This is a genomic window from Pseudomonas sp. CGJS7 (genome assembly GCF_036961695.1).
On sequence record NZ_JBAMDI010000086.1, the window covers coordinates 35,640 to 47,640 of the forward strand.

General features: G+C 62.6%; 14 protein-coding genes. 7 read left to right on the forward strand and 7 right to left on the reverse strand.

Features of this window, described 5'->3' with window-relative positions; genetic code table 11:
• Positions 1-113 precede the first annotated feature (113 nt).
• Positions 114-1,487, forward strand: coding sequence for an 8-oxoguanine deaminase (locus V7787_RS35885; RefSeq protein ID WP_064493523.1), 1,374 nt, complete (start codon positions 114-116; stop codon positions 1,485-1,487).
• A gap of 113 nt (positions 1,488-1,600) precedes the next feature.
• Here V7787_RS35885 and V7787_RS35890 read toward each other — a convergent pair whose 3' ends face one another.
• On the reverse strand, positions 1,601-2,092 hold the full coding sequence (locus tag V7787_RS35890) for a GNAT family N-acetyltransferase (RefSeq protein ID WP_004575420.1): 492 nt from the start codon (positions 2,090-2,092) through the stop codon (positions 1,601-1,603).
• Positions 2,093-2,254: 162 nt separating this feature from the next.
• On the opposite strand from V7787_RS35890, the gene V7787_RS35895 reads away from it, so the two are divergent.
• Together V7787_RS35895 and V7787_RS35900 are read left to right on the forward strand one after the other, a co-directional pair.
• Positions 2,255-2,845: a biliverdin-producing heme oxygenase gene (locus V7787_RS35895; protein WP_336092150.1), complete on the forward strand. Its 591-nt coding sequence runs from the start codon at positions 2,255-2,257 to the stop codon at positions 2,843-2,845.
• Between the two features lie 201 nt (positions 2,846-3,046).
• A complete protein-coding gene (locus V7787_RS35900) occupies positions 3,047-3,421 on the forward strand; it encodes a hypothetical protein (RefSeq protein WP_104887417.1) in 375 nt (124 codons plus the stop codon).
• 28 nt (positions 3,422-3,449) lie between these two features.
• Here V7787_RS35900 and V7787_RS35905 read toward each other — a convergent pair whose 3' ends face one another.
• Entirely contained in the window at positions 3,450-3,605 is a 156-nt protein-coding gene (locus V7787_RS35905) for a DUF2986 domain-containing protein (protein WP_064493526.1), read from the reverse strand.
• A 211-nt stretch (positions 3,606-3,816) separates the two neighbouring features.
• Here V7787_RS35905 and V7787_RS35910 point away from each other — a divergent pair, with 211 nt between their 5' ends.
• Positions 3,817-5,571 (forward strand): phosphoethanolamine transferase CptA, encoded by a 1,755-nt coding sequence (locus V7787_RS35910; protein WP_081273314.1) that lies wholly within the window; start codon positions 3,817-3,819, stop codon positions 5,569-5,571.
• Positions 5,572-5,583: 12 nt separating this feature from the next.
• Here V7787_RS35910 and V7787_RS35915 read toward each other — a convergent pair whose 3' ends face one another.
• From V7787_RS35915 to V7787_RS35930, 4 genes are read right to left on the reverse strand one after another with little or no spacing between them, the layout of a single operon-like run.
• Positions 5,584-6,114, reverse strand: a complete 531-nt coding sequence (locus tag V7787_RS35915; protein WP_064493528.1) for a PqiC family protein — start codon at positions 6,112-6,114, stop codon at positions 5,584-5,586.
• An 11-nt stretch (positions 6,115-6,125) separates the two neighbouring features.
• A complete protein-coding gene (locus V7787_RS35920) occupies positions 6,126-7,766 on the reverse strand; it encodes a PqiB family protein (RefSeq protein ID WP_336092152.1) in 1,641 nt (546 codons plus the stop codon).
• The gene (locus V7787_RS35925; RefSeq protein WP_064493530.1) at positions 7,766-8,395 is read right to left on the reverse strand and encodes a paraquat-inducible protein A; all 630 of its coding nucleotides are present in this window, start codon (positions 8,393-8,395) and stop codon (positions 7,766-7,768) included. Before V7787_RS35925 ends, V7787_RS35920 begins: the two co-directional genes overlap by 1 nt.
• On the reverse strand, positions 8,392-8,988 hold the full coding sequence (locus tag V7787_RS35930; RefSeq protein ID WP_064493531.1) for a paraquat-inducible protein A: 597 nt from the start codon (positions 8,986-8,988) through the stop codon (positions 8,392-8,394). The genes V7787_RS35925 and V7787_RS35930 overlap by 4 nt, the downstream gene beginning before the upstream one ends.
• 150 nt (positions 8,989-9,138) lie before the next feature.
• Here V7787_RS35930 and V7787_RS35935 point away from each other — a divergent pair, with 150 nt between their 5' ends.
• On the forward strand, positions 9,139-9,612 hold the full coding sequence (locus tag V7787_RS35935; protein WP_020190925.1) for a YMGG-like glycine zipper-containing protein: 474 nt from the start codon (positions 9,139-9,141) through the stop codon (positions 9,610-9,612).
• Positions 9,613-9,657: 45 nt separating this feature from the next.
• Here the strand turns inward: V7787_RS35935 and V7787_RS35940 are convergent, their stop codons facing one another.
• The gene (locus tag V7787_RS35940; RefSeq protein WP_104887413.1) at positions 9,658-10,569 is read right to left on the reverse strand and encodes a LysR family transcriptional regulator; all 912 of its coding nucleotides are present in this window, start codon (positions 10,567-10,569) and stop codon (positions 9,658-9,660) included.
• A gap of 277 nt (positions 10,570-10,846) precedes the next feature.
• On the opposite strand from V7787_RS35940, the gene V7787_RS35945 reads away from it, so the two are divergent.
• Together V7787_RS35945 and V7787_RS35950 are read left to right on the forward strand one after the other, a co-directional pair.
• Positions 10,847-11,233: a VOC family protein gene (locus V7787_RS35945; RefSeq protein WP_003250815.1), complete on the forward strand. Its 387-nt coding sequence runs from the start codon at positions 10,847-10,849 to the stop codon at positions 11,231-11,233.
• Between the two features lie 41 nt (positions 11,234-11,274).
• Positions 11,275-11,844, forward strand: a complete 570-nt coding sequence (locus V7787_RS35950; protein ID WP_104887412.1) for a hypothetical protein — start codon at positions 11,275-11,277, stop codon at positions 11,842-11,844.
• The last annotated feature ends 157 nt before the right edge of the window (positions 11,845-12,001 follow it).

Sequence of the window (12,001 nt, forward strand, 5' to 3'; positions counted from 1 at the left end):
CAAGAGGCCGGCACTGGCGCTTCGAGCTGTATACAATCAGTAAAAAGCTTGCTTACAATACCGAGCGCCTATGACATCGGTAATCGCCGATGCGTATTGCGCAGGCTTGCACCATGTCATCTACAAACCCTGCAAAAACACTCCTCGTCAAAAACGCCGCACTGCTGGTCACCATGGACGGCGAACGCCGCGAAATCAAGAACGGCGGCCTGTTCATCGAAGACAACCTGATCAAGCAAGTCGGCCCCAGCGATACCCTCCCGCAGCACGCCGACGTGATTCTGGACATGGCCGGCAAGGTGGTCATACCAGGCCTGGTCAACACCCACCATCACATGTACCAGAGCCTCACCCGCGTGGTACCGGCCGCTCAGGACGGCGAGCTGTTCAACTGGTTGACCAACCTGTACCCGATCTGGGCGCGCCTGACCCCCGAGATGATCGCGGTGTCGACCCAGACCGCCATGGCCGAGCTGATCCTGTCCGGCTGCACCACCTCCAGCGACCACCTGTATATCTACCCCAACGGCTGCAAGCTCGACGACAGCATCCACGCGGCGGCCGAGATCGGCATGCGCTTCCATGCCGCGCGCGGCAGCATGAGCGTGGGCCAGAGCCAAGGCGGCCTGCCACCTGACTCGGTGGTGGAAAAGGAAGCCGACATCCTCAAGGAATCGCAACGCCTGATCGAGGACTACCACGATGCCAGCCACGGGTCGATGCGCCGCATCGTGGTCGCGCCATGCTCGCCGTTCTCGGTCAGCCGCGACCTGATGCGCGAAGCTGCCGTGCTGGCGCGCCAGTATGGGGTGTCGCTGCACACCCACCTGGCCGAGAACGTCAACGACATCGCCTACAGCCGCGAGAAGTTCGGCATGACCCCTGCCGAGTACGCCGAAGACCTTGGCTGGGTCGGCCATGATGTATGGCATGCCCACTGCGTGCAGCTCGACCAGCACGGCATCGAGCTGTTCGCCCGCACCGGCACCGGCGTCGCCCACTGCCCATGCTCGAACATGCGGCTGGCCTCGGGCATCGCCCCGGTACGCAAGATGCGCGACCACGGCGTACCGGTGGGCCTGGGGGTCGATGGCTCTGCCTCCAACGACGGCGCCAGCATGATCGGTGAAGTGCGTCAGGCCCTGCTGCTGCAACGGGTGGGCTTTGGCCCTGACGCGATGACCGCACGCGAAGCACTGGAGATTGCCACCCTGGGTGGCGCGAAAGTGCTCAACCGCAATGATATTGGCGCCCTGGCCCCGGGCATGGTCGCCGATTTCGTCGCCTTCGACCTGGGCCATGTGGCGTATGCCGGCGGCCACCATGACCCATTGGCGGCACTGGTGTTCTGCACCCCGACCCAGGTGCATACCAGCGTGATCAACGGCCGCGTCGTAGTGAAAGACGGCCAGCTGGCCACCGTCGACCTGCCGCGCGTACTGGAACGCCACAACCAGCTGGCCCATCAGCTGGTCAGTGGCACTTGAGGCCTGGCATCAGCTCGGCATCGCCGGGTTGAATGAAGGGCATGCGCAGCCCTTTGGGCTGCGCTGTCACCTAGACAAGCTGCGGGTAGCGCACACTACGATGTCATGTGCACTCAAAGGTCCATGACCATCTCATGCCAGGCCATGCCGCCGTGGTCCGACGGCGACGGTTTCACGTATTGGTAGCCCAGCTTCTGGTACAGGGCCACATGCTGCTCCTTGCACATCAGGTGAATGGTCTGCTTGCCCGCCGCGTGCATGCGCCCGATGAATTCGTTCATCAACAGTTTGGCGTAGCCTTTGCCCTGGTGGGCCGGGTCTACAACCACCGACATGATCACCACGTTCGCGGCCGCCGGGTCATGGCCAACCAGCTCTTTGAAGGCCTCGTCGGACATCACGACCTCGTGGGCGCAGCCACTGTTGATGAAACCCACGATCTCGCCGTCACTTTCCAGCACCAGGAAGCCTTGGGGGTACTGCGTGATACGCGTGCGGATTTTCTCCAGCGTGGCCGCCTCATCCCCTTCATAGGCGCCAATTTCGATGGCGTAGCAACGCTCGGCATCGGCGGGAACGGGGGTGCGGAACTGAAGGGCGCTCATGGCAGGTATCCTTGGCAATGGTAAAAGCAGCCGCCATGATAAATGAGCATCGACCTTGCACTCCATCATTGCGAACTCGGTCAGGTCGAGTGTGTGACGCTTGCTGCCTGCCAAGGAGGGCAAGCATCATGGGGACCTTGCTCTATTGCCACGGATACGCCGATGACCGCTGTAACTTTCCCCTTCACCGAACCCAGCCGCTGCAAACGCCTGAAAGCAGCCAGCAGCAGGGATCATGACAGCGTCGATCAACTGGTAATGGCAGCGCGGCCTTTCGAGAACCGCGAGCGTTATGGGCGCTTCCTGCAGGTGCAGCACCGCTTTCATGGCAGCCTGTTGGCGTTGTATCAGGATGAACAGCTCAACCAGCAACTGCCGGGGCTGGCGGCGCTGTCACGGTTCGCGGCAGTCGAGGCCGACCTGCGCGACCTCAGCCTGCCACTGCCAACACCCGCCCAACCGGTCCGTGTCAGCTCGGCCCAGGCCTTGGGATGGCTGTATTGCAGTGAAGGTTCGAACCTGGGGGCGGCGTTTCTCTACAAGCACACGCAACGTCTTGGGCTGGAGGGTGACAAAGGGGCCCGCCACCTGGCCCCTCACCCGGATGGCCGAGCGCTGCATTGGCGCGAATTTGTTGCCAGGCTGGACAGCCTGGTGCTGGGGGAGCAGGAGGAAGCAGAGGTGGTAGCGGGGGCGATTGCAGCGTTCGACAGTTATCGGCGGCATCTGCGTGAGGTATTTGCAGGCAGTTGACCGAGTGCAACGGCACCTTTAGCGGGCGCTGCACAGCACCAACCGCCACGGCGATTTTCTACAAGTTGTTGCTGTAGCGAACTTTTTCTTGATTCCCTGTCTATGTGTGAGGCACAGAAAGGTAGCGGAACGCGAGACAATGTTCGCCCCCCACACCTGCTGGCCAGATGGCTCATTCGTTATCAGAGGTTGGCTACGCTCATGAAAATACATGTCGCAAGGTTGGTGCTGCTCGGCCTGTTCTCGCTCGCGGCGATGGGCACGGCATCGGCAACGCAGATGAAAGCCGCCGAACCCGTTTTACCGGCCGTCCAGTCACCGTTGAAGCCAGCCGGCAACCCTTGGTCGAGCGTGGCCAGCGTGGCCGTTGAACAGCCGGCCACCCTCCTGGCGCATGATGACGATCGCTGGCACGACCACCGAAGCGACTGGCGCCGCGAACAGTGGCGGCGTGAACAAGCCCGCCGGGACTGGGAGCGGCGGCGCGACTGGGAACGGCGCCGTGATTGGGAGCGCCGCCATGAGCGCGCCATGCGCCAGCGTCATCATGACGCGCATTATTACTACCGCCGTTGAAGCCCATGCGATCGGTGCAGGGGCGGTGTCAGTCAGCCAGCTGGGAACTCTCGCTCACCGCCTCTGCCTCCATCTTCAAGCGGTCCGCCTTGCAAATGTACTTGGGCTTGCGTGGCGCCAGTTTGGCACTGGCCTTTTTGGCATGCGCCTGCAATAGCTGCTTGATCTTCTTACGACGGTTCATGGTCTAGGGGCCTGTCAGTACGTTTTCGCTGCCGCCATCATACCCCGGCGGCGCGGGGAAAACGCGGTGAACGGCCCAGCGAATGCCTGCTACGGCCATGCAGGTCGCAGGATTCAACGCGTTGACGTTATTTTCACAGTCCGCAGATTAGCGTCACGCCCTTTCCGGCCACGCGCACAACCGCTGGCCGCCAAGGTACAACGAGGCATACGTGTCACACACTACATCCCCCGCCGCGCACAAGCGCGTGGACTGGGCCGGCCTCGGCTGGCTCTTGCTGTTCTTCTGGTATTTCTCCGGTGTAACCCAGGCGCTGCTGCTGTTCAGCGGGACGACCGGCTTCGCCGGTTTTCGCGATGCGTTGTTCCTCAGCAGCCTGTGGCTGGCGCCCGTCCTGTTGCTGCCGCGTTTCACACGCGCCACCGCGGCAATCATCGGTCTGGTGCTGTGGGCGGCTTCGCTGGTGGGCCTGAGCTACTTCGGCATCTATCGCCAGGAGTTTTCACAAAGCGTCATCTTTGTGATGTTCGAGTCCAACACCGCCGAGGCTGGTGAGTACTTCAGCCAATACTTCAGCGTGGGGCTGGGCCTGGCACTGGTGCTGTACACGCTGGTTGCGGTAATGCTGTGGCGGCGCGTGCGCCCGGTCAGCCTGCCACTGCGCAGTCGCCTGCCGGTGGTCGTGCTATTGCTGGTGGCCAACCTGGTCGTGCCGTTCTACAAGCAGATGGTGACCCAGGAGCGCAACTTCGCCGATGCGCTCGAAAAAGTGCAGCAGCGAATGGAACCGGCCGTACCTTGGCAGTTGCTGGTCGGTTACCGACAGTACCGCCAGCAACTGGACAACATGCAGAAACTGCTGGCTCAGAATGCCGCACTGCCACCGCTGCAAAACCTGCGCGACAGCAGTGGCACTGCGCCACGCACCTTGGTATTGGTGCTCGGCGAGTCGACCACCCGCGAGCACATGCACCTGTATGGCTATGACCGCGACACCACGCCCAACCTCGACGCGCTGGCCGCCAGCGACTCGGGCCTGACCGTGTTCCGCGACGTGGTATCGCCGCGCCCGTACACCATCGAAGTGATGCAGCAGATCCTCACGTTCGGCGACGAACAGAACCCGGATCGCTTCCTCACCGACCCGTCGCTGATCAACCTGCTCAAACAGGCAGGCTACAAGACCTTCTGGATCACCAACCAGCAGACCTTGACCAAGCGCAACACCATGCTCACCACCTTCTCGCAGCAAACAGACGCGCCGGTGTACCTGAACAACCAGCGCAACCAGAATGCCCGCCAGTACGATGACGTGGTGCTGGCGCCGTTCGAGAAAGCCCTGCAAGACCCTGCGCCCAACAAGTTCATCATCGTGCACCTGCTGGGCACGCACATGGACTACCGCTACCGCTACCCGGACGACTATGCGCACTTCAACGACAGGCAGGGTGTGCCAGCCAAGCTGACAGCGGACCAGGCAAAAACCTACAACTTCTATGACAACGCGGTGCGCTACAACGACTATGTGGTATCGAGCCTGATCAAGCGTTATGCGGCAGGCAACCCCAATGGGTTCCTGATGTACCTGTCCGATCATGGTGAAGACGTGTACAGCTCCGGTGACCACGACCGCTTGGGGCGCAACGAAGGCGCACCGACCCGGCCGATGTACACCATCCCGTTCCTGCTGTGGACCTCACCAAGGTGGCAGGCCGAGCACCCGCGTGACTTGCAGGCAATGGCCGATCGCCCCTACAGCAGTTCGCACCTGATCCATACCCTGTCAGACCTGGCCGGGTTGAGCTATGACCGCTATGAACCGGCCAAGAGCCTGGTGAGCCCACAGTTCGTGGTAGCACCACGCTGGATCGGCGACCCATACCGCAAGAATGGCTTGCGCGAGTTCGACCACCTGCCGCTGGACAAGGCCGACGGGGTACAGGAAACAGCCAGCACCAGGCAGTAATGAGACCACGGTTCATGCAGGGCAACTACCCTGCCGGGCACTCCCCCGCACCGCCTCGGCCAACTTGCGCAGGTTGGCCTGATGCGCATTCACCAGGCTGGTGATGCTGTTGTCCGCAGCAGTCTGCACTGACGTACGGCAGGTCAGCTCGACCTGCCCTTGCTGCTTCAGGCGCCACACGGCCTCCAGCGAGGCGTAGCGCCCTGGTACCGTGTCGAAGCGTTGCACATCCACCCGCAGCGACGCCTTGCCGCCACCCGCCGGGCCGCCCAACTGGTCCTGCAGGGCGCTGCGGAATTCATCCACCAGGTTGGCGCCCCACCACTCCGTCTCCAGAATGGCCAGGCCACTCTGCCCTTGCCGCACCACCAACTGTGGGCGGTCGACCTGGGGCGGCACAGCCACCCTGACCACCTGGATGCGCTGGCCGCTGTCACGTACCGGGTCGCTCGGTACCAACGTGTGGTAGTTGTTCGGCGTACTGCTGCAGCCCCCGAGCCACACCAGCAGGCTGGCCACACATGCATTGCGCAGTCGTTGCATCGGCTGTCTCCTCAGGGTTCAAGGTCTGCGGACCCGGCCGCTTTCGGCCGGCCACGAATCAGCGACTCGGGGTGGCGGCCCAGGTAATCGGCAAGGTCACGTAGCGAACGCGACATGCGTTCCAGCTCGTCCAGTGTTTCGCCCATTCGCTCGCGCTGCGGCGAATCTTCGGAAATGGCCGAGTTGGCCGTGCGCAGGGTCTTGTGCACCTCGTCCAGCGCCACTTTCACCTCCGGCAACGTCTGGCCATTGAACTGCTTTAGGCTGGCGCGCAGTTCACGCAGGCTGCCGTCCAGGTTACCGGCGATGCTTTCCAGCGGCAGCTTGGCAATGCGCTCCATCACCCGCTGCAGCTGTTCCTGCAACTGCTCAAGGCTGCCGGGCAGCGTCGGGATCATGATGGGGTCGGCAGCCATGTCGAAGGCCACCTTGGGGGCATCGGGGTAAAAGTCCAGCGAAATGAACATCTGCCCGGTGATCAGGTTGCCGCTACGCGCCTGGGCCCGAAGCCCATGTTCGACAAAGGTGCCAATCAGTTTCCGCGCCCCTTGCATGTCGCCCTCGGTGTGCTTGAACACCGCCAGCATCTTGCGGTGCACCGGCCCTAGCCGCTGCGGGTAGATCACCGCATCGACCACTACCGGGAAGCTCTGCCGCGTAGCATCGTAATCGAGCTGGATCGAGGTGACCCGGCCAAACTCCACCCCCTTGAACTCCACTGGCGCGCCCACCGACAGGCCGCGCATGGCCTGGTCGAAGCGCAACTGCAGGTACTGCGCCTGGCCATGCGGAGGCGACAGCGCCATGTCGCGGTCGGCGAATAGCTGGAAGCGGGCCTGGTCGGCAGCAGGCTCGGCTTGCGCCGCGAAATCGGGCGAGCCGAAGGCCAGCCCGCCCACCAGAATCGACGAAAGCGATTCGGTATCGACCTTCAGACCATTGGCACCGATCTGCATGTCGATGCCACTGGCATTCCAGAAGCGCGTGTCAGCAGTGACGAACGTGTCGTAGGGCGCCTGCACGAACACGCCAATCTCTACCCCCTTGCCATCGCCCTGAAGGGCAAAGGACACCACTTCGCCCACCGGGATCTTGCGGTAGTAGATCGAAGAGCCGATATCCAGCGAGCCCAGGTCGCTGGCGACAAGAACAAAGCGCTTGCCCTTTTCGTCATAGGTGATCGGCGGCGGCAGCTCCAGGCCGACAAAGGACTTTTCCGGCACCTTCGACTCGCCGGAATCAGCCCCGATGAAACTGCCCGAAAGCAGCGTGTCCACCCCGGAAACCCCGCCCACGCTGATGCGCGGTCGCACCACCCAGAAGCGCGCTCCCCGGGTAGCGAATGAGCGGGCATCGTTGGAGAGCTGAACCTTGGCCACCACGCTCTTCTTGTCGTCGGCCAAGTCCACCGTGGTCACTTCGCCAATCACCACACTGCGGTACTTTACCTGGGTCTTGTGCGCCACCAATCCCTCCCCGCTGTGGAAAGAAATGGTAATCACCGGCCCTTGCTGCATCCAGTTGCGCACCACCAGCGAAGCGCCGATCAGGATCGCCAGGATCGGCACGATCCATACCAGCGACACACTCCAACGTCGGGTGCGCACTTCAACCTGCCCAGGGCCCTCGCGCTTGTCAGTCTGTTGCCCCATCAATGCGGCCTCCCCTCGTTGGCATGGCTATCCCAGATCAGGCGTGGATCAAAGCTCATCGCAGAGAACATGGTCAGCACTACCACCATGCCAAAGAACAGAATGCCCACACGCGGCTCGATGGTGCCCAGCCCGCGTAGTTGCACCAGCGCAGCCACCAGCGCCACTACCATCACATCGAGCATGGACCAATAGCCGATCAGCTCGACGAAGCGGTACAACTGCGAACGCTGCCGGCAGGCCCAGGAAGAACCACGCTGGGCAGTGAACAGCAGCAGGCCAAGGGAGAAGAACTTGATGGCGGGCACACCCACGCTGGCAATGAAGATGATCAGCGCGATGTCCCAGGCCCCGGCTTCCCAGAACTCCAGCACGCCACCGCCAATGGTGCTTTCTGTACCACTGCCGAGCATTTCGGTGTGCATCACCGGCAGCAGGTTGGCGGGGATGTAGAAAATCAGTGCGGCCAGCAGAAACGCCCAGCCACGGCTGATGGCATTGGCCTTGCGCCGGTGAATGACGGCGCCGCAACGGTTGCAGGTGTGCGCGCCACTGCGCGTGTCGCATGCCTGGCCACAGCCATGGCACAGACACAAGCCAAGGTCGTGCGCCTTGACCGGGGCAGTCATACCTGTTCCCACAAGTCGCGGATGTCCTTGCCGGCAATGTGGATGATCAACATGCTCAATGCGGCCAGGGCCAGCAGGCCGATACCGGGGATCACATCGAGCAGCCCCGCCAGTTTGATCACTGCCACCATTGCCCCCAGCAGACACACCTCCAGCATGCTCCAGGGCCGCAGGCTTTCCAGGCCACGCATGCACAGGGCAAAGCCGGGGGCACGCTGGCCGGCAAGGGCAAAACTCAACACCCAGCACAACAGGGCAATTTGCAGCAGCGGCGCAAAAATGATCGACAGCGCCATGACCAGGGCGATGAAGGTGATACTGCCGTGACTGAGAATCTGCACGGCGTCCCACAATGTGGCCGAGTGGGTCAGCCCCTGCATGCCGATGGTCATCACCGGGTAATAGTTGGCGAACACCAGCAGGACGCCGCCAGTCACACTCAGTGCCAGCCGCTGCTCGATGGTCAGTGACCTGTGCCGGTACAGCACGCCGCCACAGCACGGGCAAAGGGCACGTTGATGTTTGAGCAGCGGTGCACGGTGGTACACCGTGTCGCAATACTCGCAGATGATCAGATCTTGCGTCTGGCTCATGGTTTGCCCACGGGTAGCCTTGGATCAGGCCAAGAGGCTAATCGGAACGGCGTCTGATATCCGGTGTAGACCATCTGGGCAAAACTTCCATCACGACATCAGAGGCGAACTATTCTGTGAGACGGGCTTTCCGCCCGGTGGAGGTGTGCCATGCGTACGTTCACGTGGAGTTACCTGTTGATGCTGCTGTGCGCAGCATCGGCGGCCCAGGCGCAGTCGGTGGTGCCGCTCAAGGGCCAGAGCAGCCAGCAGATGCAACTGGATATCAACGATTGCAATACCGTCGCCACCAATGCCGCAAACGGCACAGCGACGTCCAGCGACCCACATGTCGGTGGCCGGGTTCGCGGTGCAGCTGCGGGTGCCGCCGCCGGTGCTGTAGGCGCGCAGGTGCGCGGCAACCAGCATGACGAGTTGTATGACCGGGCGGGTGACGATGCCAAGCAGCAATACCGGCAGAACCGTGCCGGCGAAGTGGCCGCCGCCGGGGCCGCGGTCGGTGGCATGCGCCAGCGTCAGGACCGGCGCCAGGACCGGCGCGGCCAGGACGAGGCCAAAACCCAGGCCCATGCCAGTGCCTACAGCGGTTGCCTGCAAGGGCGCGGCTACCAGGTCAACCCCTGAGCAATCGCCACGCCATGCTCCTCCTGCCGGGGTGGCATGGCGTGCTCAGTTCAGGAACTTCGCCAGCTCTTCCCGACAAAACTCCACGAACAACTGCGCCGGCTTGGTCAGCTGGACTCGCTTCAACCACGCCGCAGCCAGCCCCGACAGCGCCACCGGCTCGGCAATGTCGAGCATCACCAGGCGCTGGCCGTCATAGGTGTATTCCGAGTGCGGACGGGTTACCAGCAACGAAAAACCGAAACCCTGACCGACCATGCCGCGCACCATCTCTATCGACGGCGAACTGAAGACGATGTTCGGTGCCAGGCCCATCTCGTTGAACAAGCTGACGAAGTAGGTGCGGCTAGGGGCCACGTCCAGCAGGATCATCGGCTCGGGGCACAGGTCGCGCAGCGAGACCTGGGCCTGGCCGGCAAAGCGGTGGTTCTCGGCTAGCAGCACATAGGGCTTCTGCGGCGGCATCAGCGGCTCGGCCTCGATGGTGCCATCCAGGTCGTGGTCATAGAGAAATGCCAGGTCGAATGTTCCGGCGGTCAGGCCCTGGATCAGGTCCTGCTGCTCACCGTCGCGCAGGCGAATGTCCACACCCGGGTAGCGCTGGCGAAAGCCGGCGATCAGGCGCGGCAGGTACAGTGGCGCCACGGTTTCGAAACAGCCAATGTCGATTTGCCCGGCGACGGTATCGTTGTCGGCCAGGGCGTTCTGTTCGAACTCATGGGCCATCTGCAGCAGCGACTTGGTCTTGGCATAGAAGCGTTTGCCGCTGGGCGTCAATGACACACCCTGGGCGTGGTGGCGGATGAACAGCTGCACACCGAAACTTTCCTCCAGGCTCTTGATGGCCGTGGAGATGGACGGCTGGGCGATGTACAGCTGGCGTGACGCTTCGGCCACACTGCCCGCTTCCACGGTGGTGACGAAGTACTTCAGTTGTCGCAAGGTATAGGCAGCCACAGGGTACCTCTCTGACGCGAGTCTGGGCAGGCTGGGATCATGCCTCACACTTTACCCTTGGCTGCCGCTCTGCGGGCGCTGAGCGCTGAAGGATTTACCTATGCCTTGAGCAGGTTTTTTGTAGGGTCTGCCAGTACCTCGGCTCACAGGCCTGCGCAAACCGGCGCCGCACCACGCTTGCGCCTGGAACGGGGCCCCGTGGCACAGCAACCACTGGTCAAAAACGCCCGAACGTCTTTACTGATAGTCATCGGCCCCAGGTAAACGGTGTGCGCTTATGAAGATCGTGGTCACCAGCATCCTCGTCGACGACCAGGCCAAGGCCCTGGCTTTCTACCACTACGTACTCGGTTTCGAGCCCAGGCACGACATCCCCATGGGCAGGCACCGCTGGTTGACCCTGACTTCGCCCAACGACCCCAATGGCGTCGAACTGCTGCTGGAACCCGACGCGCACCCGGCGGCCAAGGTGTACAAGGCCGCGCTCAAGCAGGATGGCATCCCCGCCACCTCGTTCGGCGTGCGTGACATCCAGGCCGAATACACCCGGCTATGTGCGGCCGGTGTGCAGTTCATCCGGCCACCAACCCCAATGGGGCCGGTTACCGTGGCGGTATTCGATGACACATGCGGCAACCTGATCCAGATTGCCCAGAAGCACTAGCCGGTTGCCCTTAACCCAATGCGCACCCACAAGGAAAACAGATGCGCCACGAATTCAGCGAAGTGCTCAACGACCTGGTCGACTACTTTCTGCTTGGCGATATCCAGTTGCTCGAACGCTTCAAGCAAGACCAGCAACTGCCCGACGACCTGGCCCATGCGTTCACCCACGGTGACAGCGGCGACCAGGCTGTGCGCGAAGGCATCGTGCTGCCGCTGGCCGGTGTCGACAACCTGCCCTACCGCATCCTCTTCACCCTCGATAACCACACACCGGCCCTGCGCGAGGCCGGCAGCCGCCTGAAGCACCGGCGCAATGGCTATGTACTGCGGATCGAGCACGGTGCGCTGATGCTGTACACCTGGCGCATCCTGCAGCACTTCACGCCCAAGACCCTGGGTGACCTGATGGCGCGTTACCGGCTGCCTGGGCGGCCGATCATCGAGCTGGACAATGGCTGGTACGACGTGGAGGTGCTGGCGGGGGCACTGGTGCGCGACGGGTTGTACGAGCCAGCGTTCGAGTTCGTGCTGAAGAAGCGCTGGAGCCGGGGTGAGGCGACCGCTGTGGATACCGGGTATGCATTCGGGCTTCGTGGCTACTTCGACTGATTGATCGCCTGTGCCGGCCTCTTCGCGGGTGAACCCGCTCCTACGGGGGGGGGGCGCAGGGGGGCAGAGATTGTTGGGGCTGCTTTGCAGCCCTTCGCGGGTGAACCCGCTCCTACGGGGGCCGCAGGGGGGCAGAGATTGTTGGGGCTGCTTTGCA